Below are 26,023 nucleotides of genomic sequence, written 5' to 3' on the forward strand. Positions count from 1 at the left end.
GGCCGGGGTTTTTTAATGGAAAAGACCAAGCCAGCGGCACCGTCCTCGGTGCCGCGTCATGTCGCGATCATCATGGATGGCAACAACCGCTGGGCGAAAAAACGCTTGTTGCCCGGTGTTGCCGGGCACAAGGCGGGTGTCGACGCCGTTCGCGCGGTCATCGAAGTCTGTGCCGAATCCGGGGTCGAGGTGCTGACCCTGTTCGCCTTCTCCAGCGAGAACTGGCAGCGTCCCGCCGAAGAGGTTGGTGCGCTGATGGAGCTGTTCTTCTCGGCCCTGCGCCGCGAGGCCAGGCGCCTCAACGAGAACAACATCAGCCTGCGTATCATCGGTGACCGTTCGCGTTTCCATCCCGAGCTGCAGGCCGCCATGCGCGAGGCCGAGGCGCTGACCGCCGGCAACAACCGCTTCATCCTGCAGATCGCGGCCAACTACGGTGGCCAGTGGGACATCGCCCAGGCCGCCCAGCGGCTGGCGCGGGAAGTGCAAGCCGGGCACCTGCGCCCGGAAGACATCACCCCGGGCCTGCTGCAGACCTGCCTGGCAACCGGCGAGCTGCCGCTGCCGGACCTGTGCATCCGCACCGGTGGCGAGCACCGCATCAGCAACTTCCTGTTGTGGCAGCTGGCCTACGCCGAGCTGTACTTCTCCGACCTGTACTGGCCGGACTTCAAACACGAGGCCATGCGCACCGCCCTGGCCGATTTCGCTTCGCGCCAGCGCCGCTTCGGTAAGACCAGCGAGCAGGTCGAGGCTGGAGCTCGTGCTTAATGCTTAAACAACGCATCATTACCGCGCTGATCCTGCTGCCGATCGCGCTGGGTGGCTTCTTCCTGCTCAACGGTGGGGACTTCGCCCTGTTCATCGGCTTCGTGGTGACCCTCGGCGCCTGGGAGTGGGCGCGTCTGGCCGGGCTCATGGCCCAGCCGCTGCGCATCGCCTATGCCGTGGTCGTCGCCGGAGCGCTGATGCTGCTGTACATCCTTCCGGAGCTGGCGCCCTGGGTGCTGGGCGCTGCGGTGATCTGGTGGGGGTTGGCCACCTGGCTGGTGCTTACCTATCCACGTAGTAGCGAGCTGTGGGCCAGTGCAGCCTGCCGGTTGCTGATCGGCCTGCTGGTTTTGCTGCCGGCCTGGCAGGGTCTGGTGCTGCTCAAGCACTGGCCGCTGGGTAACTGGCTGATCCTGTCGGTCATGGTGCTGGTGTGGGCTGCCGATATTGGCGCGTACTTCTCTGGCCGTGCCTTCGGCAAGCGCAAGCTGGCGCCTCAGGTCAGCCCTGGCAAGAGCTGGGAGGGCGTGTATGGCGGCCTGGCGGTCAGCCTGGTGATTACCCTGGTGGTCGGAATCAGTCGCGACTGGGGCTTCGGCCAGATTCTGCTGGGCCTGCTGAGTGCAGCCCTGGTGGTCATGTCTTCGGTGGTCGGTGACCTGACCGAAAGCATGTTCAAGCGCCGTTCTGGTATCAAGGACAGCAGCAACCTGTTGCCTGGCCATGGTGGGGTACTCGATCGTATCGACAGCCTGACTGCGGCGATCCCGATTTTCGCCGTGCTGCTGTGGGCCGCCGAATGGGGTGTGATGTGAGCCGTCCGCAGCGTATTACCGTGCTCGGGGCCACCGGCTCCATCGGCCTGAGCACGCTGGATGTCATCGCGCGCCATCCCGACCGTTATCAGGTGTTCGCCCTGAGTGGCTATTCGCGTATCGACGAATTGCTTGCGCTGTGCGTGCGCCATCGGCCGACATTCGCCGTGGTACCAAATGCCGAGGCGGCCGCGCGACTGCGCGAAAGCCTGGTTGCGGCAGGTTGCGCCACCGAGGTGCTGGAAGGCGAGGCCGGGTTGTGCCAGGTGGCTTCTGCGTCGGAAGTGGACGCGGTGATGGCGGCTATCGTCGGCGCCGCCGGCCTGCGCCCCACCCTGGCGGCGGTCGAGGCGGGCAAGAAGGTGTTGCTGGCCAACAAGGAGGCGCTGGTGATGTCCGGCGCACTGTTCATGGAGGCGGTGCGGCGCAGTGGTGCCGTGCTGCTGCCGATCGACAGCGAGCACAATGCGATCTTCCAGTGCATGCCCGGCGACTACGCGCGCGGACTGAGTGCCGTCGGCGTGCGCCGGATCCTGCTCACCGCATCCGGTGGCCCTTTCCGCGAGACCCCCGTCGAGGCGCTGCTGGACGTCACCCCGGAACAGGCGTGCGCGCACCCCAACTGGTCCATGGGGCGCAAGATTTCCGTGGATTCGGCCAGCATGATGAACAAGGGCCTGGAGCTGATCGAGGCCTGCTGGTTGTTCGATGCCGCACCGGCCAAGGTCGAGGTGGTAGTGCACCCGCAGAGCGTGATCCACTCCCTGGTGGATTATGTGGACGGTTCGGTGCTGGCGCAGTTGGGTAACCCGGACATGCGCACACCCATCGCCAACGCCCTGGCCTGGCCCGAGCGGATCGATTCCGGGGTGGCGCCGCTGGACCTGTTCGCCATCGCCCGTCTGGACTTCCAGGCGCCCGACGAACAGCGCTTCCCTTGCCTGCGCCTGGCGCGGCAGGCTGCCGAGGCCGGCAACAGCGCACCGGCCGTGCTCAATGCGGCAAACGAGGTCGCAGTCGAGGCATTTCTCCAGCGGCGTATCCGCTTCCCGGAGATCGCGGGTATGATCGAACAGGTGCTCGATCAGGAGCCCGTCGTACCGCTGCCGTCGCTGGACGCGGTGTTCGCCGCCGACCAGCGTGCCCGGGAGCTTTCCCGTGAGTGGCTGAGGCGTCACGGTCGCTGATGCAGGCCCGCCACGGTTCACGAGGGGGCTGGGCATGATGCCAGCCCGCTGAACATCATTCGGAGATGGATATGACAGCGCTCTACATGATTATCGGCACCCTCGTAGCCTTGGGTGTACTGGTCACTTTCCATGAATTCGGCCACTTCTGGGTGGCACGCCGCTGCGGTGTCAAGGTGCTGCGCTTCTCGGTGGGCTTCGGCACGCCGCTGCTGCGCTGGCATGACCGCCATGGCACCGAGTTCGTGATCGCGGCGATCCCGCTGGGTGGCTACGTCAAGATGCTCGACGAGCGCGAGGGGGACGTGCCGCCGGCGCTGATCGAGCAGTCGTTCAACCGCAAGACCGTACGCCAGCGCATCGCGATCGTCGCGGCGGGCCCGGTTGCGAACTTCCTGCTGGCCATCCTGTTCTTCTGGGTGCTGGCGATGCTGGGTACCCAGCAGATCCGCCCGGTGATCGGCGCGGTCGATGCGGGCAGCCTGGCAGCATCGGCAGGCCTGACCGCAGGTCAGGAAATCGTCTCCATCGACGGCAAGCCGACCAATGGTTGGTCTGCGGTCAACCTGCAACTGGTTCGCCGCCTGGGCGAGAGCGGCACCTTGCAGGTTGGCGTGCGTGAAGAGGGCGCCAGCGCCGAGCGCCAGCTGCAGGTGAAGCTGGACAGCTGGCTCAAGGGCTCCGACGAACCGGACCCGATCCAGTCCCTTGGGCTGCACCCTTGGCGCCCGGCGATCTTGCCGGTGTTGGCCGAGATCGATCCGAAGGGGCCGGCTGCCGCTGCGGGCCTGAAAACCGGTGACAAGCTGCTGGCGCTCGATGGCGTGGCAGTGAGCGAATGGCAGCAGGTGGTCGATGCCGTGCGGGCCCGCCCGCAAACCAAGGTTGTGGTGCGCGTCGAGCGCGATGGTGCTGTGCTGGACATCCCGGTCACCCTGGCGCGCAAGGGCGAGGGCAAGGCGGCCGGCGGCTATCTGGGCGCCGGGGTAAAAGGTGGCGAATGGCCTGCCAACATGCTCCGCGAAGTCAGCTACGGCCCGCTGGATGCGGTTGGTGAGGGCTTGTCACGCACCTGGAACATGAGCGTCCTGACCCTTGAATCGCTGAAGAAAATGCTGTTCGGGGAGCTCTCGGTAAAAAACTTGAGCGGACCGATAACCATTGCTAAAGTGGCGGGCGCTTCAGCCCAGTCCGGCGTGGGGGATTTCCTGAATTTCCTGGCCTACCTGAGCATAAGCCTGGGGGTTCTTAACCTGCTGCCCATCCCGGTTCTGGATGGGGGGCATTTGCTGTTTTACCTGGTCGAGTGGGTGCGCGGTCGTCCGCTGTCGGATCGGGTGCAAGGTTGGGGGGTCCAGATCGGTATCAGTTTGGTCATAGGGGTGATGTTGCTCGCCCTGATCAACGATCTGGGTCGACTATAAAGCTTCGCTCAATTGCGAAACCTGCCGTCTTGTCGCGGCGGGCTGTTTATTGCCAGTTGGAATAAAAGGACTTCATGAAACGTCTGCTGCTAACTGCGGTCATGTCCGCACTGATGATCGCTGAAGTTCACGCCGAGTCCTTCACCATCTCCGATATCCGCGTCAACGGCCTGCAGCGGGTTTCCGCCGGCAGTGTCTTCGGTGCCTTGCCGCTGAACGTCGGCGACCAGGCCGATGACCGCCGACTGGTGGAGTCGACCCGTTCCCTGTTCAAGACCGGCTTCTTCCAGGACATTCAGCTGAACCGCGATGGCAATGTCCTGATCATCAACGTGGTCGAACGCCCGTCGGTGTCGAGCATCGAGATCGAAGGCAACAAGGCCATCAGCACCGAAGACCTGATGAAAGGCCTGAAGCAATCCGGCCTGGCCGAAGGCGAGATCTTCCAGCGTGCCACCCTCGAAGGTGTGCGTAACGAGCTGCAGCGCCAATACGTGGCCCAGGGCCGCTATTCGGCCGAGGTCGACGCCGAGGTGGTGCCGCAGCCGCGCAACCGCGTGGCGCTGAAGATCAAGATCAACGAAGGCACCGTCGCCGCCATCCAGCACATCAACATCGTTGGCAACAACGTGTTCGACGACGAGACCCTGGCGCAGCTGTTCGAGCTGAAGACCACCAACTGGCTGTCGTTCTTCAAGAACGACGACAAGTACGCCCGCGAAAAGCTCTCCGGTGACCTGGAGCGCCTGCGTTCCTACTACCTGGACCGCGGCTACATCAACATGGACATCGCCTCCACCCAGGTGTCCATCACGCCGGACAAGAAACACGTCTACATCACCGTCAACATCAACGAAGGCGAGAAGTACACCGTCCGCGACGTGAAGCTGTCCGGTGACCTGAAGGTGCCGGAAGACCAGGTCAAGTCGCTGCTGCTGGTGCAGCCTGGCCAGGTGTTCTCGCGCAAGGTGATGACCAGCACCTCCGAGCTGATCACCCGCCGCCTGGGTAACGAAGGCTATACCTTCGCCAACGTCAACGGCGTGCCGCAGCCGAACGATGAAGACCACACCGTCGACATCATGTTCGTGGTCGACCCGGGCAAGCGTGCCTACGTCAACCGCATCAACTACCGCGGCAACACCAAGACCGAAGACGAAGTGCTGCGGCGCGAAATGCGCCAGATGGAAGGCGGCTGGGCCTCGACCTACCTGATCGACCAGTCCAAGACCCGCCTGGAACGCCTGGGCTTCTTCAAGGAAGTGAACGTCGAGACCCCGCCGGTGCCGGGCACCGACGACCAGGTCGACGTCAACTACAGCGTCGAGGAACAGGCCTCCGGCTCGATCACCGCCAGCGTCGGTTTCGCCCAGAGCGCCGGCCTGATCCTCGGTGGTTCGATCAGCCAGAGCAACTTCCTCGGTACTGGTAACAAGGTATCCATCGGCCTGACCCGTTCGGAATACCAGACCCGCTACAACTTCGGCTTCGTTGACCCCTACTTCACTGCCGATGGCGTGAGCCTGGGCTACAACGCCTTCTACCGCAGCACCGACTACGACGACCTCGACGTCGACGTGGCCAGCTACGCGGTGGACAGCTACGGTGCAGGCGTCAGCCTCGGCTACCCGATCAGCGAGACCTCGCGCCTGACCTATGGCCTGAGCGTGCAGCAGGACAAGATCAAGACCGGCAAGTACACCGTTGACGAGATCTTCGATTTCCTCGAAGAGGAAGGCGACAGCTTCCTGAACTTCAAGGCCTCGATCGGCTGGTCGGAGTCGACCCTGAACAAAGGCGTGCTGGCGACCCGTGGTCACTCGCAAAGCCTGACCCTGGAATCCACCATTCCGGGCAGCGACCTGTCGTTCTTCAAGCTCGACTACCGCGGCCAGCTGTTCAAGCCGATTACCAACGACTACACCCTGCGCCTGCACACCGAGCTGGGCTATGGTGATGGTTACGGCAGCACCTCCGGCCTGCCGTTCTACGAGAACTACTTCGCGGGTGGCTTCAACTCCGTCCGTGGCTTCAAGGACAGCAGCCTGGGCCCACGCAGTACCCCAAGCCGCGGCGAGGCCAACGGTGGCAAGCCAGGCACCATCGCCGACCCGGACCAGGATCCGTTGCCGTTTGGTGGCAACGTGCTGGTACAAGGTGGTGTGGAGCTGCTGTTCCCGCTGCCATTCGTCAAGGATCAGCGTTCGCTGCGCACGTCCGTGTTCTGGGATGTGGGTAACGTGTTCGACACCAATTGCGGCAACCAGCCTGATTGCGAGAAGGTCGGTTTCTCGGGTATGGCCAGCTCGGTCGGCCTGGGCGTGACCTGGATCACCGCACTGGGCCCGCTGAGCTTCAGCCTGGCAATGCCGGTCAAGAAGCCGGACGATGCCGACACCCAGGTGTTCCAATTCTCTCTGGGCCAGACCTTCTGAGGTCGGCCCTCGCTTAATGACAACGGTTTATCCAGGAGTGCATCGTGCGTAAGTTGACCCAACTGGCCGTAGTGGCCGCGGCGCTTGTCGCCACCCCGGCTTTCGCCGAAATGAAGGTTGCCGTCCTGAACTATCAGATGGCCCTGCTGGAGTCGGACGCCGCCAAGAAATACGCGGTGGATGCCGAGAAGAAGTTCGGCCCGCAACTGACCAAGCTGAAAAGCCTGGAAAGCAGCGCCAAGGGCATCCAGGACCGTCTGATCAAGGGCGGCGACAAGATGCAGCAGCAGGAGCGCGAGCGCCTGGAACTCGAGTTCAAGCAGAAGGCCCGTGACTTCCAGTTCCAGTCCAAGGAACTGAACGAAGCCAAGGCCGTTGCTGACCGCGACATGCTCAAGCAACTGAAGCCGAAGCTGGATGGCGCTGTCGAGGAAGTGATCAAGAAAGGTGGTTACGACCTGGTCCTCGAGCGTGGCGCGGTCATCGATGTCAAGCCTCAGTACGACATCACCCGCCAGGTCATCGAGCGCATGAACCAAGCCCGTTGATATGACCGTGACCATGACGCTAGGCCAGTTGGCCGAGGCCCTCGGCGCCACTCTCAAGGGGCCCGAGGCGCTGCAGATTACCGGGCTGGCCACCTTGCAGGAGGCTGGCCCAGGTCAGTTGAGCTTCCTCGCCAACCCGCAGTACCGCAAGTTCCTGGATAGCAGCCAGGCGGCTGCGGTGCTGCTGAAGGCAGCGGACGCCGAAGGCTTTGCCGGCAATGCGCTGATCGTCGCCGACCCGTATCTGGCCTATGCGCGCATCTCCCACCTGTTCGACCCCAAACCCAAGGCTGTGGCGGGTATTCATCCCAGCGCCGTGGTGGCCGAGGACGCGCAGGTGGACGCCAGTGCCAGCATCGGGCCGTTCGCGGTCATCGAAAGCGGTGCGCGCATCGCGGCCAATGTCAGTGTGGGTGCACACTGTGTGGTCGGTGCCCGTTGCGTGATCGGTGAGGGCGGCTGGCTGGCCCCGAGAGTCACCCTGTACCACGATGTGACCATCGGCAAGCGTGTGGTCATCCAGTCAGGTGCCGTGATTGGCGGTGAAGGCTTCGGTTTTGCCAACGAGAAGGGCGTGTGGCGCAAAATTGCCCAGATCGGTGGTGTTACCATCGGCGACGACGTGGAAATCGGTGTCAACACTGCGGTCGATCGCGGGGCACTGTCGGATACGCGCATCGCTGATGGGGTCAAGCTCGACAACCAGATCCAGATCGCCCACAACGTGCAGATCGGTGAGCATACGGCCATGGCTGCATGCGTCGGGATTTCCGGCAGCACGCGCATCGGCAAGCATTGCACCATTGCCGGAGGTGTCGGCATGGTGGGTCATATCGATGTCTGTGATAACGTTTTCGTGTCCGGGATGACCATGGTGACCCGTTCGATCACTGAACCGGGTGCCTATTCTTCCGGCACTGCCATGCAGCCACTGGCTGAATGGCGCAAGAGCGCCGCGCGTATCCGCCACCTGGACGACATGGCCAAGCGTCTCCAGCAGCTGGAAAAACGCGTCGATACCGTGACCTCAGGTGGCCAGCCGACATCAGAAGGCTGATACCATTCCCTGAGCAAGAGTGAACAGTCGCTAGCTGGCTCCTCTTTGGACTGCAAAAGGAGCGTGTGGTCAGCACCTGCGCTCCCTATTCTTATTACAGGCTTCCCCCCCGAAATGATGGACATCAACGAGATTCGCGAATACCTGCCTCACCGTTACCCGTTCCTGTTGGTGGACCGCGTGACGGAGCTGGACTACGAGGCCCAGAGCATTCGTGCCTACAAGAATGTCAGCATCAACGAGCCGTTCTTCAACGGCCATTTCCCGGCGCACCCGATCATGCCGGGCGTCCTGATCATCGAAGCCATGGCACAGGCCGCGGGTATCCTCGGTTTCAAGATGCTCGACGCCAAACCGGCCGATGGCACCCTGTACTACTTCGTCGGCTCCGACAAGCTGCGTTTCCGTCAGCCCGTACTGCCGGGTGACCAGTTGGTGCTGGAAGCCAAGTTCCTCAGCCGCAAGAGCATGATCTGGAAATTCGAGTGCCGCGCCCTGGTCGACGGCAAGCCCGTTTGCTCGGCAGAAATCACCTGTGCGGAACGCTCCCTATGAATTCGATTGATCCTCGGGCCATTATCGACCCGTCGGCCAGGCTGGCCGATGGTGTCGAGGTCGGCCCCTGGTCGATCGTTGGCCCTGATGTGGAGATCGGGGAGGGCACCGTTATCGGCCCGCATGTTGTGCTCAAAGGGCCGACCCGCATCGGCAAGCACAACCGTATCTTTCAGTTTTCCTCGATCGGCGAAGACACCCCGGACCTCAAGTACAAGGGTGAGCCGACGCGCCTGGTGATCGGTGACCACAATGTGATCCGCGAAGGGGTGACCATCCACCGCGGTACCGTCCAGGACCGTTCGGAAACCACCGTCGGTAACCATAACCTGATCATGGCCTATGCCCACATCGGCCACGACAGCGTCATCGGCAACCACTGCATCTTGGTCAACAACACGGCCTTGGCCGGCCATGTGCACGTGGGGGATTGGGCGATCCTGTCCGGTTACACCCTGGTGCACCAGTACTGCCATATCGGTGCCCACGCGTTTTCCGGCATGGGCACGGCGATCGGCAAGGATGTCCCGGCCTTCGTCACCGTGTTCGGCAGCCCGGCCGAAGCCCGCAGCATGAACTTCGAAGGCATGCGCCGCCGGGGTTTCAGCGACGAGGTGATCCATGTGCTGCGCCGTTGCTACAAGATTGTCTATCGCCAGGGCCTGACCGTCGAAGACGCGCTCAAGGAGCTGGACGAACTGGCTGCGAAGCACCCTGAGGTCGATCTGTTCCGCCAGTCGATCGTGAACTCCGCCCGCGGCATCACCCGCTGACATGGCCCAGCTTTGCGTAGCCTTGGTCGCAGGTGAGGCCAGCGGCGATATTCTCGGTTCAGGCTTGATGCGTGCCATCAAGGCACGCCACCCCGATGTACGGTTCATCGGCGTTGGTGGTCCCTTGATGGAAGCCGAAGGCCTGCAATCCTATTTCCCCATGGAGCGCCTGGCCGTGATGGGCCTGGTCGAAGTGCTGGGGCGCCTGCGCGAGCTGCTCAAGCGGCGCAAGCTGCTGATCGAGACCCTGATCGGTGAAAAACCCGATGTGTTCATCGGCATCGATGCCCCCGACTTCACCCTCAACATCGAACTGAAACTGCGTCAGGCCGGGATCAAGACCGTGCACTACGTCAGCCCGTCGGTATGGGCCTGGCGGCAGAAGCGTGTGCTGAAGATTCGCGAAGGCTGCGACCTGATGCTGACGCTGTTGCCATTCGAGGCGCGGTTCTATGAAGAGCAGGGCGTGCCTGTGCGCTTCGTTGGCCACCCGTTGGCCGATACCATCCCGCTAGAAGCCGACCGTCCTGCGGCGCGTACCGCGCTGGGCCTGGGCGAAGGGCCGATAGTGGCGTTGATGCCGGGCAGCCGGGGCGGCGAAGTAGGGCGCCTGGGGGCACTGTTCCTGGATGCTGCCGAAAGGCTGCGCCAGCAGGTACCGGGCGTGCGTTTCGTACTGCCCTGTGCCAATGCCGCGCGGCGCGCCCAGGTCGAGCAGATGCTCGAAGGGCGTAAGCTGCCGCTGACCCTGCTCGATGGCCATTCGCACCAGGCTTTGGCGGCCTGTGACGCGGTGCTGATCGCCTCGGGTACCGCTACCCTCGAAGCGCTGCTGTACAAGCGGCCGATGGTTGTGGCCTATCGCCTGGCGCCCCTGACCTACTGGATCCTCAAACGCCTGGTAAAGAGCCCCTACGTTTCGTTGCCGAACCTGCTGGCCCAGCGTGCGCTGGTACCCGAGCTGCTGCAGGATGACGCTACCAGCGAAGCACTGGCCAATACCCTGGCGCCGCTGGTAGCCGATGGCAGCCGGCAGACCGGAAGTTTCGACGAAATTCACCGCACCCTTCGCCGTGACGCCTCCAACCAGGCGGCCGAGGCGGTACTGGCCTTGCTCAAGGACCGCTGACATGCAAATTGGACTGGACTTCAACCTGGTCGAGGACCTGGTCGCGGGCGTCGACGAAGTGGGCCGTGGCCCGCTGTGCGGTGCGGTCGTGACCGCGGCGGTGATCCTCGACCCGGCGCGCCCGATCCTCGGCCTGAACGATTCGAAGAAACTCACCGAAGCCAAGCGCGAAGCGCTGTTCGACGAGATCTGCGAAAAGGCCTTGAGCTTCTGCATTGCGCGTGCCGAGGTCGAGGAAATCGACCGCCTGAATATCCTGCATGCGACCATGCTGGCCATGCAGCGCGCGGTGGAAGGCCTGCACATTACACCGAAGCTGGCCCTGATCGACGGTAACCGTTGCCCGAAACTGGCCGTACCGGCGTCGCCGGTAGTCAAGGGCGATAGCCAGGTGCCGGCCATCGCGGCGGCGTCGATCCTGGCCAAGGTGACCCGTGACCGGGAGATGAGCGCATTCGAGCTGATCTACCCAGGTTATGGCATTGGTGGGCACAAGGGCTACCCGACCCCGGTGCACCTCGAGGCGCTGGCACGGTTGGGGCCTACGCCCATTCATCGGCGTTCCTTTGCCCCGGTGCGGGCCGCGTGGGACGCACGTGAAGGCGTCACCGACTCCCTGATCTGACCTCTGGGGCCGCCTTGCGGCCCTTCGCGGGCACGCCCGCTCCCACAGGTATGGCGCCGTTCCCGAGGGCGATGATATCCCTGTGGGAGCGGGCGTGCCCGCGAAGGGCTGCGAAGCAGCCCCAAAAAACATCCTCATTTAAGCTACAATCCCGCCCTTGTCGTTCAGCACTGCTACAGGATCTTCCATGTCGGTTCCCTTCGTTCACCTGCGCGTCCACTCCGAATTCTCGCTGGTCGACGGCCTGGTGCGGATCAAGCCGCTGGCCAAGGCGCTGGCCGGGATGAACATGCCGGCGGTGGCGATCACCGACCAGAGCAACATGTGCTCGTTGGTCAAGTTCTACAAGACTGCCATGGGTGCGGGCATCAAGCCGATCTGCGGCGCCGACCTGTGGCTGGCCGCTGCCGACCCGGAAGCACCGCTGTCGCGTATCTGCTTCCTGGCCATGAACCCCAAGGGGTACCGCAACCTCACCGAGCTGATCTCGCGCGGCTGGACCGAGGGCCAGCGCAACGGCCTGGTGATCCTTCAGCGTGAATGGATCGCCCCGGCCAGCGAGGGCTTGATCGCCCTGTCCGCAGGCAAGGAAGGTGACATCGGCATGGCCTTGCTGGCGGGGCGGCAAGATGAAGCCGAGGCCCTGCTGCAGGATTGGATGGCGATGTTCCCCGAGCGCTTCTATGTCGAGGTGCAGCGCACCAACCGCGCCCGCGACGAGGAATATGTGCACGCTGCCGTGGCCTTGGCCGACAGGTTCGGCGCTCCGCTGGTGGCAACCAACGATGTGCGTTTTATCAAGCAATCGGACTTCGATGCTCACGAAACCCGCGTATGCATCGGTGAGGGCTGGACCCTTGACGACCCGCGCCGTCCAAGGATGTACAGCGACCAGCAGTACCTGAAGTCGGCCGAAGAAATGACCGAACTGTTCAGCGACCTGCCCGACGCCATTGCCAACACCGTCGAGATTGCCAAGCGTTGCAACATCCAGGTGCAGTTGGGCAAGTACTTCCTGCCCGACTTCCCCACGCCCAATGGCATGGGCATCGATGACTACCTGCGGCATGTGTCCCACGAAGGCCTGGAAGAGCGTCTGGCAGTGCTGTGGCCGAAAGAGACCACGCCCAACTACGAAGAGAAGCGCCAGGTTTACCTGGACCGCCTGAAGTTCGAACTGGACATCATCATCCAGATGGGCTTCCCCGGTTACTTCCTGATCGTGATGGACTTCATCAAGTGGGCCAAGAACAACGGTGTGCCGGTCGGCCCGGGCCGGGGGTCGGGTGCTGGCTCGCTGGTGGCCTATGTACTGAAGATCACCGACCTCGACCCGCTGGCCTACGACCTGCTGTTCGAGCGCTTCCTCAACCCTGAACGTATTTCCATGCCCGACTTCGACGTCGACTTCTGCATGGATGGCCGTGACCGGGTGATCGACTATGTGGCCGAAGCCTATGGCCGCAACGCGGTCAGTCAGATCATCACCTTCGGTACCATGGCGGCGAAGGCGGTGGTGCGGGACGTGGCGCGGGTACAGGGCAAGTCCTACGGCCTGGCCGACCGCCTGTCGAAGATGATCCCGTTCGAAGTGGGCATGACCCTGGAAAAGGCCTACGAGCAGGAAGAGATCCTGCGCGACTTCCTCAAGGGTGACGAAGACGCCCGCGAAATCTGGGACATGGCCCTGAAGCTCGAGGGCGTGACACGCGGTACCGGCAAGCACGCCGGTGGTGTGGTCATTGCCCCCACCAAGCTCACCGACTTCTCGCCGATCGCCTGTGATGAAGAGGGCGGCGGCCTGGTAACCCAGTTCGACAAGGATGACGTCGAGGCCGCCGGCCTGGTGAAGTTCGACTTCCTCGGCCTGCGGACCCTGACCATCATCAAGTGGGCGATGGAGATCATCAACCGCGAGCAGGCGAAGAAGAACCTGCCCGATGTAAACATCGACTTCATCCCGCTGGACGACCGCAAGACCTACGAGCTGTTGCAGAAGGCCGAAACCACGGCGGTGTTCCAGCTTGAATCGCGCGGCATGAAGGAGCTGATCAAGAAGCTCAAGCCCGACTGCCTGGAAGACCTTATCGCACTGGTGGCGTTGTTCCGCCCAGGCCCGCTGCAGTCGGGCATGGTGGACGACTTCATCAACCGCAAGCACGGCCGCGCCGAGCTCGCCTACCCCCATCCGGACTACCAGTACGAAGGCCTGAAGCCGGTGCTGGCACCGACCTACGGCATCATCCTGTACCAGGAACAGGTGATGCAGATCGCCCAGGTGATGGCTGGCTATACCCTCGGCGGCGCCGACATGCTGCGCCGTGCGATGGGTAAGAAGAAGCCCGAGGAGATGGCCAAGCAGCGCGGTGGTTTCATCGAAGGTTGTGCCAACAACAATATCGATGCAGACCTGGCTGGTAACATCTTCGACCTGGTGGAAAAGTTCGCCGGTTACGGCTTCAACAAATCCCACTCCGCCGCCTATGGCCTGGTTTCGTACCAGACCGCATGGCTGAAAACCCACCACCCGGCGCCGTTCATGGCTGCGGTGTTGTCGGCGGATATGCACAACACCGACAAGGTGGTGGTGCTGGTCGAGGAAGTGCGCAGCATGAAGCTGCGCCTCGACGCGCCCGACGTGAACTTCTCCGACTTCAAGTTCACCGTCAACAATGACGGGCGCATCGTCTACGGCCTGGGCGCCATCAAGGGCGTCGGCGAGGGCCCGGTGGAGGCGATCGTCGAGGCCCGCGCCCAGGGTGGCCCATTCAAGGACCTGTTCGACTTCTGTGAGCGCATCGACCTCAAACGGGTCAACAAGCGTACCCTCGACGCGCTGATCCGCAGTGGTGCGCTGGACCGCCTGGGCCCGCACTTCCATGACGAGATCAAGGCCTACCACGCCAACATCGACATCAACCGTGCAACCCTGCTCTCGGCGCTGGGCGAGGCCATCAAGGCAGCCGAGCAGGCCGCCCACACCGCTGACAGTGGGCACGTCGACCTGTTCGGCGGCATGTTCGAAGAGGCGGATGCCGACGTCTACGCCAACCACCGCAAGGTGCGCGAACTGACCCTCAAGGAACGCCTGAAGGGCGAAAAGGACACCCTTGGCCTGTACCTCACCGGCCACCCGATCGACGAGTACGAGACCGAGATCCGCCGCTTCGCCCGCCAGCGCATCATCGACCTCAAGCCGTCACGCGATACCCAGACCATCGCCGGCATGATCATTGCCCTGCGGGTGATGAAGAACAAGAAGGGCGACAAGATGGGCTTCGTCACCCTGGATGACCGCTCCGGCCGCATCGAAGCATCGCTGTTTGCCGACGCCTTCATGGCGGCACAGTCCTTGCTGCAGACCGATGCCATGGTGGTGGTCGAAGGCGAGGTCAGTAACGATGACTTCTCCGGTGGCCTGCGCCTGCGGGTGAAGCAGGTGATGACCATGGAAGATGCGCGCACCAAGCTGGCCGAGAGCCTGCGCCTGAAGGTGGCACACGAAGCGCTCAAGGGCGACCGGCTGAAGTGGCTGGGCGAGTTGATTACCCGCCATCGCGGCGCTTGCCCGATCACTCTCGAATACACCGGCAGCGACGCCAAGGCCATGCTGCAGTTCGGCGAGCAGTGGGCTATCGACCCGGCCGATGGGCTGATTCAGGCGCTGCGTGACCAGTTCGGGCGTGAGAACGTCTTCCTGCAATATCGTTGAACCGACAAAAATTTAATCTCGACCTGAATGCGCCTGATCCCTTAAGGTAGGGCGCCAAACGGATCAACCGGCCGGCCGCCTGGCCGTAGACCCAAGACGGATGACTATGAACCCGAATTTTCTCGATTTCGAACAGCCGATTGCCGACCTGCAAGCCAAGATCGAAGGCCTGCGCCTGGTAGGCAACGACAACTCGCTGAACATCAGCGATGAAATTGCCCGTCTGCAAGACAAGAGCAACACCCTGACCGAAAGCATCTTCGGCAACCTGACCAGCTGGCAGATCGCCCGCCTGGCTCGTCATCCGCGTCGTCCTTACACCCTGGACTACCTGGAGCACATCTTCACCGAGTTCGAAGAGCTGCACGGCGACCGCCATTTCTCGGACGACGCTGCCATCGTCGGCGGTACTGCGCGCCTGGACGGCAAGCCGGTCATGGTCATCGGTCACCAGAAGGGCCGCGAAGTGCGCGAGAAGGTACGCCGCAACTTCGGCATGCCGCGCCCTGAAGGCTACCGCAAGGCCTGCCGCCTGATGGAAATGGCCGAGCGCTTCAAGATGCCGATCCTGACCTTCATCGACACCCCGGGCGCCTACCCGGGCATCGACGCCGAAGAGCGCAACCAGAGCGAGGCCATCGCCTGGAACCTGCGCGTGATGGCGCGCCTGAAAACCCCGATCATCGCCACCGTGATCGGTGAGGGTGGTTCCGGCGGTGCGCTGGCCATCGGTGTGTGCGACCAGTTGAACATGCTGCAGTACTCCACCTACTCGGTGATCTCGCCGGAAGGCTGCGCCTCGATCCTGTGGAAGACAGCCGACAAGGCAGCTGACGCGGCCGAGGCAATGGGCATCACTGCCGAGCGCCTGAAGAGCCTGAACATCGTCGACAAGGTCATCCAGGAGCCGCTGGGCGGCGCCCACCGTGACCCGGCGAAGATGTCGGAAAGCATCCGTGCCGACCTGGTACAGCAGCTGGACATGCTCGGCAAGCTCGACCATGACGCGCTGCTGGCCCGCCGTTACGATCGCCTGATGAGCTACGGTATCTGATAGCGAGATGAATGGCACCGGCTTCGCCGGTGTTCGCGGGTGAACCCGCTCCCACAGGTACTGCGCAGCCCTCTGAAACGGCGCGATCCCTGTGGGAGCGGGTTCACCCGCGAATGCATTCTCGAATTGAGTGCGGGTTCGATGATCAACCTCACCCCTTGGCTCAACGCCCCAGTCTGGTACATCGCCTTCTCCGGCGGCCTCGATTCCACCGTCCTCCTGCACCTGCTGGCCGACTACGCCCGCAATCACGCATCCCCTCCATTGCGCGCCATCCACGTCCACCACGGGCTGCAGCCCGCCGCCGATGCCTGGCCCGCCCACTGCCAAACCGTCTGCGACAATCTCGGCATCGAACTCCAGGTCATCCACGTCCAGGTCACCCCCGGCGCCAGCCTCGAACAGGCCGCCCGCGACGCCCGCTATGCTGCCTTCAGGCAAGCCCTCGGCCCAGGCGACATCCTGTTCACCGGCCAGCACCGCGACGACCAGGCCGAAACCCTGCTGTTCCGCCTGCTGCGCGGCGCAGGCCTGCGTGGCATGGCTGCAATGCCGGGGCAGCGGGCGCTAGGGCAGGGTAGCCTGGTCAGGCCATTGCTGGGCTGTTCCCGCCAGCAACTGCAGGACCACGCCCAGGTCAATGGGCTGGCCTGGATCGAAGATCCGACGAACGCTGACACACAATTTGCCCGCAACTACCTGCGCAGCGAAGTCTTTCCGCTGCTTCGGCAACGTTGGCCGCAGGCCAGCCAGAACCTGGCCCGCGCCGCCGAGCACCTGAGCGAAGCCCAAGGCCTGCTGGACGAGCTTGCCCAGGACGACCTGGCGCTCGCCGGGGAGGGCGCGCCGCTGGCTTGGCCGGGGCTGGACTCCCTCGACCTGGCCTCCCTGGTGGCGCTGTCGCCGGCCCGTCAGCGCAATGCCCTGCAGTACTGGCTGAGCCGCCGTACCCGGCTGCCCGACACCCGACACTGGGCCGGCTGGGCGGACCTGCGCGATGCCGCGGCCGATGCCCGGCCCGCCTGGCAGCTTGCCGATGGGCAGTTGCTGCGCAGTCATGGCCGCATCTGGTGGTTGAGTGGTGACTGGCTGCAGCTGCCCGTCGGCGAACTGGCCTGGGCCGATCCCGCCAAGCCTTTGCTGTTGCCGGGTAACGGCAGGGTGCGTCTTGTTGGCGCAGCGCCGCAGGACGGCTTGCGCATTGCCTACCGCCAGGGCGGTGAAGTGCTGGATGTCCCCGGCCGCGGCCGACGCGACCTCAAGCGCCTGTTAAACGAACTGCAGGTGCCGCTTTTCCTGCGCCCGCGCCTGCCACTGCTGTACCAGGGCGAACGCTTGGTGGCGGTGGCCAACCTGCCCGGGCTGGTGCAGGCTGATTGCCAGCTGTCCTGGCAGTTGCCGACGAACGCGCAAGGTTTGAGCTGAAGGGTACATTCGGGTAGACTACCCTCCCTTCTTGATACAGCTTCTGTGGGTTCCGCGAAAACACAGGAGTTGCCGATTACCAAGCAGTTTTTTGCTGGGCTGATTCTGGAAATGACGAGCGAGCTCCATGCCGGGGATACCCCTGGTCTGTACAGACGCGGCAGTTTTTCGAGATGCACTGTGATTGACGCAGGTGATCGGGGGCTTCGGCCTTCCTTCGCTTTCTCCGGCGGCGCTGGCCGCCTTAACGCAGACTTCTAGGGTTTTTCATGACGCGCTACATATTCGTCACGGGCGGTGTTGTTTCTTCATTGGGGAAAGGCATTGCCTCGGCTTCCCTGGCGGCCATCCTGGAAGCGCGGGGCCTGAAGGTCACCATGCTCAAGCTGGATCCGTACATCAACGTCGATCCGGGCACCATGAGCCCGTTCCAGCACGGTGAAGTGTTCGTCACCCACGATGGCGCCGAGACCGACCTCGACCTGGGCCACTACGAGCGGTTCATCCGCACCACCATGACCCAGAACAACAACTTCACCACCGGCCGCATCTACGAGCACGTACTGCGCAAGGAACGTCGTGGTGACTACCTGGGTGCGACCATCCAGGTCATCCCGCACATCACCGATGAAATCAAGCGTCGCATCATCAAGGGCGCCGGCGATGCCGACGTGGCCCTGGTGGAAATCGGCGGTACCGTCGGTGACATCGAGTCGCAGCCGTTCCTCGAAGCCATCCGCCAGCTGCGCGTCGAAGTGGGCTCCAAGCGCGCCATGCTGATGCACCTGACCCTGGTCCCGTACATCGCCACCGCTGGCGAGACCAAGACCAAGCCGACCCAGCACTCGGTCAAGGAGCTGCGCTCCATCGGCCTGCAGCCTGACGTGCTGATCTGCCGCTCCGACCACCCGGTCGATGCCTCGTCGCGTCGCAAGATTGCGCTGTTCACCAACGTTGAAGAGCGTGCGGTGATTTCGCTGGAAGACGTCGACACCATCTACAAGATCCCGGGCGTGCTGCACGCACAGGGCCTGGACGATTTCGTCGTCGAGCGTTTCGGCCTGCAGTGCAATGGCGCCGACCTGTCCGAGTGGGACAAGGTGGTCGATGCCAAGCTCAACCCTGAGCACGAAGTGACCATCGCCATGGTCGGCAAGTACATGGAGCTGCTGGATGCGTACAAGTCGCTGATCGAAGCGATGAGCCACGCCGGCATCACCAACCGCACCAAGGTCAACCTGCGCTACATCGACTCGGAAGACATCGAGAACCAGGGCACCAGCCTGCTCGAAGGCGCCGATGCCATCCTGGTGCCGGGCGGTTTCGGCCTGCGCGGCGTGGAAGGCAAGATCACCGCGGTGCAATACGCCCGTGAGAACAAGGTGCCGTACCTGGGTATCTGCCTGGGCATGCAGGTGGCCGTGATCGAATTCGCCCGTAACGTGATGGGCTGGAAGGACGCCAACTCCACCGAGTTCGACCGCAACAGCGGCCACCCGGTAGTCGGCCTGATCACCGAGTGGGCCGATGCCACCGGTGCCGTCGAAACCCGCAGCGAAGCCTCCGATCTGGGCGGTACCATGCGTCTGGGCGCACAGGACTGCCAGCTGGCGGCCGGTTCCAAGGTGCACGATTGCTACGGCAAGGACGTGATCACCGAGCGTCACCGCCATCGCTACGAAGTGAACAACAACCTGCTGCCGCAACTGATCGATGCCGGCCTGGTGGTTTCCGGCCGCTCTGAAGACGGCGCGCTGGTGGAAGTGGTGGAGTCCAAGGACCACCCATGGTTCGTCGCCTGCCAGTTCCACCCGGAATTCACCTCGACCCCGCGTGACGGCCACCCGCTGTTCAGCGGCTTCGTCAAGGCAGCCCTGGCTCAGAAGAACAAGGCCTGATCAATGACCCAGAAGATCATTCGCGTCGGTAACATCGAGATAGCCAACGACAAGCCGTTCGTCCTGTTCGGCGGCATGAACGTCCTGGAGTCCCGTGACCTGGCAATGAAGGTCTGCGAAGAGTACGTGCGGGTGACCGAGAAGCTCGGTATCCCGTACGTGTTCAAGGCCAGCTTCGACAAGGCCAACCGTTCGTCGGTGACCTCGTACCGTGGCCCGGGCATGGAAGAGGGGCTGAAGATCTTCGAAGAGATCAAGCGCACCTTCAACGTGCCGGTCATCACCGACGTGCACGAGCCTTATCAGGCCGAGCCTGTAGCCAAGGTGTGCGACATCATCCAGCTGCCGGCCTTCCTGTCGCGGCAGACCGACCTGGTGGTGGCCATGGCCAAGACCGGCGCAGTGATCAACATCAAGAAGGCCCAGTTCCTCGCGCCCCAGGAAATGAAACACATCCTGACCAAGTGCGAAGAGGCCGGTAACGACCAGTTGATTCTCTGCGAGCGTGGGTCGAGCTTCGGCTACAACAACCTGGTGGTGGACATGCTCGGCTTCGGCATCATGAAGAAGTTCGAGTACCCGGTGTTCTTCGACGTGACCCACGCCCTGCAGATGCCGGGTGGTCGCGCCGATTCCGCCGGTGGTCGCCGCGCCCAGGTCACCGACCTGGCCAAGGCCGGCATGAGCCAAGGCCTGGCAGGGCTGTTCCTCGAAGCACACCCCGATCCGGACAACGCCAAGTGCGATGGCCCATGTGCCCTGCGCCTGGACAAACTGGAGCCATTCCTGGCCCAGCTCAAGCAACTGGACGACCTGGTGAAAAGTTTTCCGACGGTAGAAACCGCGTAAAGCTCAATTCTCGGGTAAAGTACCGTCCGATCCACCCCTGACCAGTCGGTCAGGGGTTCCCTTCACCCGGCCTGCCCACTGCAATTCCGCCCGGTGAACGGCAAGAATTCCCTAAGCTAAGTTGTTTTCGTCAATTCTGGAGTGCTTACAACAATGGCAAAAATCGTCGACATCAAAGGTCGTGAAGTTCTCGATTCGCGTGGCAACCCCACCGTGGAAGCCGATGTACTGCTCGACAACGGCATCATCGGCAGCGCCTGCGCGCCGTCCGGTGCTTCCACTGGCTCGCGCGAAGCGCTGGAGCTGCGTGATGGCGACAAGAGCCGTTACCTGGGCAAGGGCGTGCTGAAGGCCGTCGCCAACATCAACGGCCCGATCCGTGACCTGCTGCTGGGCAAGGACCCTGCCGACCAGAAGGCCCTGGACCGCGCCATGATCGAGCTGGACGGTACCGAGAACAAGGCCAAGCTGGGCGCAAATGCCATCCTGGCCGTTTCCCTGGCTGCCGCCAAGGCCGCTGCCCAGGACCAGGACCTGCCGCTGTACGCGCACATCGCCAACCTGAACGGCACCCCTGGCCAGTACTCGATGCCGGTACCGATGATGAACATCATCAACGGTGGCGAGCACGCCGACAACAACGTCGACATCCAGGAGTTCATGGTACAGCCGGTTGGCGCCAAGACCTTCTCCGACGGCCTGCGCATGGGTACCGAAATCTTCCACCACCTCAAAGCCGTGCTCAAGGCCCGTGGCCTGAACACCGCCGTTGGTGACGAAGGTGGTTTCGCCCCTAACCTGGCTTCCAACGAAGACGCCCTGGGCGCCATCGCCGAAGCCGTTGAGAAAGCCGGCTACAAGCTGGGCACCGACGTGACCCTGGCCTTGGACTGCGCGGCTTCCGAGTTCTACGAAGACGGAAAGTACAACCTGTCCGGCGAAGGCAAGTCGTTCGACGCTGAAGGCTTTGCCGAGTACCTGAAAGGCCTGACCGAGCGCTTCCCGATCATCTCGATCGAAGACGGCCTGGACGAGTCCGACTGGGCTGGTTGGAAGATCCTCACCGACAAGATTGGCACCAAGGTGCAGCTGGTTGGCGACGACCTGTTCGTCACCAACACCAAGATCCTCAAGGAAGGCATCGAGAAGGGCATCGGTAACTCGATTCTGATCAAGTTCAACCAGATCGGCTCGCTGACTGAAACCCTGGAAGCCATCCAGATGGCCAAGGCTGCTGGCTACACCGCAGTGATTTCGCACCGTTCCGGTGAAACCGAAGACTCGACCATTGCCGACCTGGCCGTGGGTACCGCTGCCGGCCAGATCAAGACTGGCTCGCTGTGCCGTTCCGACCGCGTTTCCAAGTACAACCAGCTGCTGCGCATTGAAGAGCAACTGGGTGCCAAAGCGGTTTACCGCGGTCGTGCCGAGTTTCGCGGCTAAGCAAGAGATGGTAAAAAGACAGCAGCCGGAGTTGTGGGAACGTTCGTACTGAACTTTCCTACATTTCAACGGGTTTCTGTCGACGAAGCCTGGCCTCGGCCAGGCTTCGTGCTATTCGAGGCCCGGAAGTAATAATAGCCGGCGGCCTTTTTAACCTGGATAACGTGATGCGCAGTCCCTATTGGTTGTTCCTCGTCCTGCTCCTGCTGCTGGGTGGCCTGCAGTACCGCCTGTGGGTGGGTAATGGCAGCCTGGCGCAAGTGACCGAGCTGAAGCAGCAGATTGCCGAGCAGCATGCCGAAAACGAGCGCTTGCTCGAGCGCAACCGTGTGCTCGATGCCGAAGTGCTGGAGCTGAAAAAAGGCATGGAGACCGTCGAAGAGCGGGCTCGCCACGAATTGGGAATGGTCAAAGAGGGCGAAACCCTCTTCCAGTTGCCACAGAAATGATCGAAACCTTACCGGCCTTCTGGGCCGTGATTCCTGCTGCGGGCGTAGGTGCCCGCATGGCTGCCGACCGCCCCAAGCAGTATCTGGAGCTGGCCGGGCAGACCATTCTCGAGCACAGCCTCGACTGTTTTCTTGGCCACCCTATGCTCAAGGGCGTGGTGGTCAGCATTGCCGAAGATGACCCGTACTGGCCTCGCCTGCGCTGCGCCAGCGACTCGCGCATCCAGCGCGCCGTGGGAGGGCGCGAGCGTGCCGACTCGGTGCTCAATGCCTTGCTGATGCTGCATGCCCAAGGGGCGGCGGACAGCGACTGGGTGCTGGTGCATGATGCCGCGCGACCAAACCTGGCGCGCAGCGATCTGGACAAGCTGTTGTCGGAGCTGGCGGACGACCCGGTGGGTGGCCTGCTGGCGGTGCCGGCGCGCGATACCCTCAAGCGGGCCGATGCTGATGGGCGGGTGGGCGCTACTGTAGACCGCAGTACCATCTGGCAGGCCTATACACCGCAGATGTTCCGCCTTGGGGCGTTGCATCAGGCGCTGGCCGAGTGCCTTGTGTCGGATGTGCTGGTGACCGACGAGTCCTCTGCCATCGAGTGGTCCGGCCAGGCGCCGCGGCTGGTCGAAGGGCGCAGCGACAACATCAAGGTGACCCGGCCGGAAGATCTGGAGTGGTTGCGCCAGCGTTGGGCAGGGCGCCGCTGAATTTCTTGCTCCTGTGCCGGCCTCTTCGCGGGTAAACCCGCTCCCACAGGTATCGCACATCCCTTCAGGTTTGCGCTGTACCTGTGGGAGCGGGTTTACCCGCGAAGAGGCCAGAGCAGCCAGCACAAGGTTTCAGTTCAAGCGATACTCCGGCAACCCCGCCAACCCTTCTTTCAGGTAATCCACCAGCCGCCGTACCTTCGGCGACAGGTGCCGCTGCTGCGGATACAGCGCCCACACCGCGGTATTCGGTGGCTGGTGCGCCTCAAGCAACGACACCAGCGCACCACTGTTCAAGTGCTCCAGCACGTAGTAATCCGGCAACTGGCACAACCCCATCCCCTGCAGCGCTGCGTCCAGCACTGCCTGCCCGCTGTTGCAACGCCAGTTGCCCTGGACTCGCTGGCTGATCTCGCGGCCGTCCTGCTGTAGCGCCCACAAATCCGAACTGCCTACCAGGCAGTTGTGCCGCGCCAGTTCCGACAGGCTGTGCGGCCGACCATAACGTTCCAGGTAGGCCGGCGAAGCGCACAGGTACATGCGCCGGGGTGCCAGGCGGGTTGCCACCAGTCGTGAGTCGGCCAGCCGGCCCAGGCGGATGGCCAGGTCCATGCCTTCATGCACCAGGTCGAGGGTATGGTTGCTCAGTTCCACATCCACCCGCAGCTGCGGGTACAGCGCCATGAACCGCGTCACCAGCGGCACGATGAAACGCTCGCCGTAGGCCACCGCGCAGGTCATGCGCAGCAGCCCCTTGGGCTCGCTGGCCAGATCGCCCATGGCGCGTAGAGCTTCCTCGCGGCCATCCTGCAGGCGCTGGCAGTGCTGCAGGAATGTCTGCCCGGCCTCGCTCAGGGTCACCCGCCGGGTACTGCGGTACAGCAGGCGCGTCTGCAGCCGCTCCTCCAGCCGGGCGATCTGCCGGCTGATGTGCGATGAGGAAACGCCCAGGCGCTCGGCGGCTGCAGTGAACTGGCCCGACTCGGCCACGGCGACGAACTCGTCGATGCCCTCCCAGCGGCTGCTCATTGATTATCCCTGTATGGCAATAATGTTTTGTCTTTACCCGGATTATTCATCAAAAGGCGGTGAATTACACTGCCAGACTGAATCGACCCTCTGTCTGGAGACCTTTGATGATCAAGTCCCGTGCTGCCGTAGCCTTCGAAGCCAAGAAACCCCTGGAAATCGTCGAAGTCGACGTGGCCATGCCCAAGGCCGGTGAAGTGCTGCTGCGCGTGGTCGCCAGCGGTGTCTGCCACACCGACGCCTACACTCTGTCAGGCGCCGACCCGGAGGGCATCTTCCCGTCGATCCTCGGTCACGAAGGTGGCGCGATCGTCGAGGCGATAGGCGAGGGCGTCACCTCGGTCGCCGTCGGTGACCACGTCATTCCGCTGTACACCCCGGAATGCGGCAAGTGCAAGTTCTGCCTCTCGGGCAAGACCAACCTTTGCCAGGCCATCCGCGCCACGCAGGGCAAGGGCCTGATGCCGGACGGCACCACGCGCTTCTCCTACAAAGGTCAGCAGTTGTTCCACTACATGGGTACCTCGACCTTCTCCGAGTACACCGTGCTGCCGGAAATCTCCGTGGCCAAGATCCAGAAAGAAGCGCCGCTGGAAAAGGTCTGCCTGCTGGGTTGTGGCGTCACCACCGGTATCGGCGCGGTGCTCAACACCGCCAAGGTCAAGCCGGGTGACACCGTGGCCATCTTCGGTCTGGGCGGCATCGGCCTGTCGGCAGTGATTGGTGCGGTCAAGGCAAAGGCGTCGCGCATCATTGCCATCGACATCAACCCGGCCAAGTTCGAGATCGCCCGTCAGCTGGGTGCCACCGACTGCATCAACCCGAAAGACTACGACCGCCCGATCCAGGAAGTGATCGTCGACCTCACCGACGGCGGCGTGGACTTCTCGTTCGAGTGCATCGGCAACGTGCAGCTGATGCGTGCTGCGCTGGAATGCTGCCACAAGGGTTGGGGTGAGTCGGTGATCATCGGCGTGGCCGGTGCCGGCCAGGAAATCGCCACCCGTCCGTTCCAGCTGGTCACCGGTCGCGTATGGCGTGGTTCGGCGTTCGGTGGCGTGCGTGGCCGCAGCGAGCTGCCAAGCTACGTGGAAATGTCCGAGAAGGGCGAGATCCCGCTGGATACCTTCATCACCCACACCATGGGCCTGGAAGACATCAACAAGGCCTTCGACCTGATGCATGAAGGCAAGAGCATCCGCAGCGTCATCCACTTCTGAGGTTTGCCATGAGCCTGGATAACATCTCCTGCCAGAAGAGCTTCGGCGGCTGGCACAAGCGTTACCGGCATCACTCCAAGGTGCTGGGTTGCGACATGGTGTTCGCCGTCTACCTGCCGCCGCAGGCCGAACAGGGCGAAAAGCTGCCGGTGCTGTACTGGCTCAGCGGCCTCACCTGCACCGACGAGAACTTCATGCAGAAGGCCGGTGCCCAGCGCCTGGCCGCGGAGCTTGGGTTGATCATCGTCGCCCCCGACACCAGCCCGCGTGGCGAGCAGGTGCCGGGCGACCCGGACGGTGGCTGGGACTTCGGCCTGGGTGCCGGGTTCTACCTCAATGCCACTCAGCAGCCCTGGGCCCAGCACTACCGCATGCACGACTATGTGGTGGAGGAGTTGCCCGCGTTGATCGAGGCGCACTTCCCGGCTTCGGGCGAGCGCAGCATCAGTGGCCACTCCATGGGTGGGCATGGCGCGCTGGTGTGCGCCTTGCGCAACCCGGGGCGCTACCGCTCGGTGTCGGCGTTTTCGCCGATCAGCAACCCGATGGATTGCCCGTGGGGCGAGAAAGCCTTCAGCCGCTACCTGGGTGAAGACCGTGCGCGCTGGCGCGAGTGGGATGCCAGCGTGCTGCTGGCCGAGGCTCCGGCCGGCGAATGCTCGCCGTTGCTGGTGGACCAGGGCGACCGTGACGACTTCCTCGAAAAGCAGCTCAAGCCTGAAGCGCTGGAGCAGGCGGCACGCAAAGGTGGGCATGAACTGACCCTGCGCCTGCAGCCTGGCTATGACCACAGCTACTACTTCATCGCCAGCTTCATCGAAGAGCATCTGCGTCATCATGCGGTGGCCTTGGGGCGGGTGTAAGGCGTAGCTGCGCGATCGCCTGTAGGAGCAGCCTTGTGCTGCGAATGGGCTGCGAAGC

22 protein-coding genes are annotated in these 26,023 nt (G+C 63.1%); 21 read left to right on the forward strand and 1 reads right to left on the reverse strand.

Going from position 1 to position 26,023, the window contains the following annotated elements:
• Positions 1-15 precede the first annotated feature (15 nt).
• From uppS to ispD, 19 genes are all read left to right on the forward strand, one after another.
• Positions 16-771 carry a polyprenyl diphosphate synthase gene (gene uppS, locus M1D87_RS05960; RefSeq protein WP_039614796.1) on the forward strand — a complete coding sequence of 252 codons (756 nt, stop codon included), beginning with the start codon at positions 16-18 and terminating at the stop codon, positions 769-771.
• Complete coding sequence (locus M1D87_RS05965; RefSeq protein WP_013971253.1) at positions 771-1,586, forward strand: phosphatidate cytidylyltransferase; 816 nt, start codon at positions 771-773, stop codon at positions 1,584-1,586. Before uppS ends, M1D87_RS05965 begins: the two co-directional genes overlap by 1 nt.
• Entirely contained in the window at positions 1,583-2,773 is a 1,191-nt protein-coding gene (gene ispC / locus M1D87_RS05970) for a 1-deoxy-D-xylulose-5-phosphate reductoisomerase (protein WP_024086395.1), read from the forward strand. The genes M1D87_RS05965 and ispC overlap by 4 nt, the downstream gene beginning before the upstream one ends.
• 71 nt (positions 2,774-2,844) lie before the next feature.
• Positions 2,845-4,197, forward strand: a complete 1,353-nt coding sequence (rseP, locus tag M1D87_RS05975) for an RIP metalloprotease RseP (RefSeq protein WP_421091603.1) — start codon at positions 2,845-2,847, stop codon at positions 4,195-4,197.
• 74 nt (positions 4,198-4,271) lie between these two features.
• Positions 4,272-6,632: an outer membrane protein assembly factor BamA gene (gene bamA, locus M1D87_RS05980; protein WP_013971256.1), complete on the forward strand. Its 2,361-nt coding sequence runs from the start codon at positions 4,272-4,274 to the stop codon at positions 6,630-6,632.
• A 44-nt stretch (positions 6,633-6,676) separates the two neighbouring features.
• Entirely contained in the window at positions 6,677-7,180 is a 504-nt protein-coding gene (locus M1D87_RS05985; RefSeq protein WP_015269197.1) for an OmpH/Skp family outer membrane protein, read from the forward strand.
• Between the two features lies 1 nt (position 7,181).
• Positions 7,182-8,237, forward strand: coding sequence for a UDP-3-O-(3-hydroxymyristoyl)glucosamine N-acyltransferase (gene lpxD, locus M1D87_RS05990; RefSeq protein WP_013971258.1), 1,056 nt, complete (start codon positions 7,182-7,184; stop codon positions 8,235-8,237).
• Between the two features lie 114 nt (positions 8,238-8,351).
• Positions 8,352-8,792, forward strand: a complete 441-nt coding sequence (fabZ, locus tag M1D87_RS05995) for a 3-hydroxyacyl-ACP dehydratase FabZ (RefSeq protein ID WP_004375427.1) — start codon at positions 8,352-8,354, stop codon at positions 8,790-8,792.
• Positions 8,789-9,565: an acyl-ACP--UDP-N-acetylglucosamine O-acyltransferase gene (gene lpxA / locus M1D87_RS06000; protein WP_322265351.1), complete on the forward strand. Its 777-nt coding sequence runs from the start codon at positions 8,789-8,791 to the stop codon at positions 9,563-9,565. Before fabZ ends, lpxA begins: the two co-directional genes overlap by 4 nt.
• A 1-nt stretch (position 9,566) precedes the next feature.
• Positions 9,567-10,694, forward strand: coding sequence for a lipid-A-disaccharide synthase (gene lpxB / locus M1D87_RS06005; protein ID WP_123084267.1), 1,128 nt, complete (start codon positions 9,567-9,569; stop codon positions 10,692-10,694).
• Between the two features lies 1 nt (position 10,695).
• The gene (rnhB, locus tag M1D87_RS06010; RefSeq protein ID WP_013971261.1) at positions 10,696-11,319 is read left to right on the forward strand and encodes a ribonuclease HII; all 624 of its coding nucleotides are present in this window, start codon (positions 10,696-10,698) and stop codon (positions 11,317-11,319) included.
• A gap of 187 nt (positions 11,320-11,506) precedes the next feature.
• Positions 11,507-15,031: a DNA polymerase III subunit alpha gene (gene dnaE, locus M1D87_RS06015; RefSeq protein ID WP_013971262.1), complete on the forward strand. Its 3,525-nt coding sequence runs from the start codon at positions 11,507-11,509 to the stop codon at positions 15,029-15,031.
• A 106-nt stretch (positions 15,032-15,137) separates the two neighbouring features.
• Complete coding sequence (gene accA, locus M1D87_RS06020) at positions 15,138-16,085, forward strand: acetyl-CoA carboxylase carboxyl transferase subunit alpha (protein ID WP_013971263.1); 948 nt, start codon at positions 15,138-15,140, stop codon at positions 16,083-16,085.
• A 141-nt stretch (positions 16,086-16,226) separates the two neighbouring features.
• Complete coding sequence (gene tilS, locus M1D87_RS06025; protein ID WP_409279754.1) at positions 16,227-17,510, forward strand: tRNA lysidine(34) synthetase TilS; 1,284 nt, start codon at positions 16,227-16,229, stop codon at positions 17,508-17,510.
• Positions 17,511-17,779: 269 nt separating this feature from the next.
• Positions 17,780-19,408, forward strand: a complete 1,629-nt coding sequence (locus M1D87_RS06030) for a CTP synthase (RefSeq protein ID WP_004375437.1) — start codon at positions 17,780-17,782, stop codon at positions 19,406-19,408.
• Positions 19,409-19,411: 3 nt separating this feature from the next.
• Complete coding sequence (gene kdsA / locus M1D87_RS06035; protein ID WP_015269202.1) at positions 19,412-20,257, forward strand: 3-deoxy-8-phosphooctulonate synthase; 846 nt, start codon at positions 19,412-19,414, stop codon at positions 20,255-20,257.
• Between the two features lie 153 nt (positions 20,258-20,410).
• Complete coding sequence (eno, locus tag M1D87_RS06040) at positions 20,411-21,700, forward strand: phosphopyruvate hydratase (protein WP_015269203.1); 1,290 nt, start codon at positions 20,411-20,413, stop codon at positions 21,698-21,700.
• Positions 21,701-21,867: 167 nt separating this feature from the next.
• Complete coding sequence (ftsB, locus tag M1D87_RS06045) at positions 21,868-22,149, forward strand: cell division protein FtsB (RefSeq protein ID WP_004375443.1); 282 nt, start codon at positions 21,868-21,870, stop codon at positions 22,147-22,149.
• Positions 22,146-22,853, forward strand: coding sequence for a 2-C-methyl-D-erythritol 4-phosphate cytidylyltransferase (ispD, locus tag M1D87_RS06050; protein WP_039614791.1), 708 nt, complete (start codon positions 22,146-22,148; stop codon positions 22,851-22,853). The genes ftsB and ispD overlap by 4 nt, the downstream gene beginning before the upstream one ends.
• Before the next feature lie 132 nt (positions 22,854-22,985).
• Here ispD and M1D87_RS06055 read toward each other — a convergent pair whose 3' ends face one another.
• Complete coding sequence (locus M1D87_RS06055) at positions 22,986-23,882, reverse strand: LysR substrate-binding domain-containing protein (protein ID WP_015269205.1); 897 nt, start codon at positions 23,880-23,882, stop codon at positions 22,986-22,988.
• Positions 23,883-23,989: 107 nt separating this feature from the next.
• Between M1D87_RS06055 and M1D87_RS06060 the strand changes: the two genes are divergently transcribed.
• Both M1D87_RS06060 and fghA read left to right on the forward strand, forming a co-directional pair.
• Complete coding sequence (locus tag M1D87_RS06060; protein WP_039614790.1) at positions 23,990-25,102, forward strand: S-(hydroxymethyl)glutathione dehydrogenase/class III alcohol dehydrogenase; 1,113 nt, start codon at positions 23,990-23,992, stop codon at positions 25,100-25,102.
• Between the two features lie 8 nt (positions 25,103-25,110).
• Positions 25,111-25,965: an S-formylglutathione hydrolase gene (fghA, locus tag M1D87_RS06065; RefSeq protein ID WP_421091604.1), complete on the forward strand. Its 855-nt coding sequence runs from the start codon at positions 25,111-25,113 to the stop codon at positions 25,963-25,965.
• The last annotated feature ends 58 nt before the right edge of the window (positions 25,966-26,023 follow it).

The organism is Pseudomonas sp. SA233 (assembly GCF_054792385.1).

Excerpts from the sequence above, each read along its gene's own strand:
- rnhB (WP_013971261.1), top strand. The coding sequence starts at position 10,696 with ATGCAAATTGGACTGGACTTCAACCTGGTCGAGGACCTGGTCGCGGGC.
- uppS (WP_039614796.1), top strand. The coding sequence starts at position 16 with ATGGAAAAGACCAAGCCAGCGGCACCGTCCTCGGTGCCGCGTCATGTC.
- M1D87_RS06055 (WP_015269205.1), bottom strand. The coding sequence starts at position 23,882 with ATGAGCAGCCGCTGGGAGGGCATCGACGAGTTCGTCGCCGTGGCCGAG.
- fghA (WP_421091604.1), top strand. The coding sequence starts at position 25,111 with ATGAGCCTGGATAACATCTCCTGCCAGAAGAGCTTCGGCGGCTGGCAC.
- rseP (WP_421091603.1), top strand. The coding sequence starts at position 2,845 with ATGACAGCGCTCTACATGATTATCGGCACCCTCGTAGCCTTGGGTGTA.
- bamA (WP_013971256.1), top strand. The coding sequence starts at position 4,272 with ATGAAACGTCTGCTGCTAACTGCGGTCATGTCCGCACTGATGATCGCT.
- ispD (WP_039614791.1), top strand. The coding sequence starts at position 22,146 with ATGATCGAAACCTTACCGGCCTTCTGGGCCGTGATTCCTGCTGCGGGC.
- M1D87_RS06060 (WP_039614790.1), top strand. The coding sequence starts at position 23,990 with ATGATCAAGTCCCGTGCTGCCGTAGCCTTCGAAGCCAAGAAACCCCTG.
- lpxB (WP_123084267.1), top strand. The coding sequence starts at position 9,567 with ATGGCCCAGCTTTGCGTAGCCTTGGTCGCAGGTGAGGCCAGCGGCGAT.
- M1D87_RS06030 (WP_004375437.1), top strand. The coding sequence starts at position 17,780 with ATGACGCGCTACATATTCGTCACGGGCGGTGTTGTTTCTTCATTGGGG.
- M1D87_RS05965 (WP_013971253.1), top strand. The coding sequence starts at position 771 with ATGCTTAAACAACGCATCATTACCGCGCTGATCCTGCTGCCGATCGCG.
- lpxD (WP_013971258.1), top strand. The coding sequence starts at position 7,182 with ATGACCGTGACCATGACGCTAGGCCAGTTGGCCGAGGCCCTCGGCGCC.
- kdsA (WP_015269202.1), top strand. The coding sequence starts at position 19,412 with ATGACCCAGAAGATCATTCGCGTCGGTAACATCGAGATAGCCAACGAC.
- accA (WP_013971263.1), top strand. The coding sequence starts at position 15,138 with ATGAACCCGAATTTTCTCGATTTCGAACAGCCGATTGCCGACCTGCAA.
- eno (WP_015269203.1), top strand. The coding sequence starts at position 20,411 with ATGGCAAAAATCGTCGACATCAAAGGTCGTGAAGTTCTCGATTCGCGT.
- fabZ (WP_004375427.1), top strand. The coding sequence starts at position 8,352 with ATGATGGACATCAACGAGATTCGCGAATACCTGCCTCACCGTTACCCG.
- dnaE (WP_013971262.1), top strand. The coding sequence starts at position 11,507 with ATGTCGGTTCCCTTCGTTCACCTGCGCGTCCACTCCGAATTCTCGCTG.
- ftsB (WP_004375443.1), top strand. The coding sequence starts at position 21,868 with ATGCGCAGTCCCTATTGGTTGTTCCTCGTCCTGCTCCTGCTGCTGGGT.
- tilS (WP_409279754.1), top strand. The coding sequence starts at position 16,227 with ATGATCAACCTCACCCCTTGGCTCAACGCCCCAGTCTGGTACATCGCC.
- lpxA (WP_322265351.1), top strand. The coding sequence starts at position 8,789 with ATGAATTCGATTGATCCTCGGGCCATTATCGACCCGTCGGCCAGGCTG.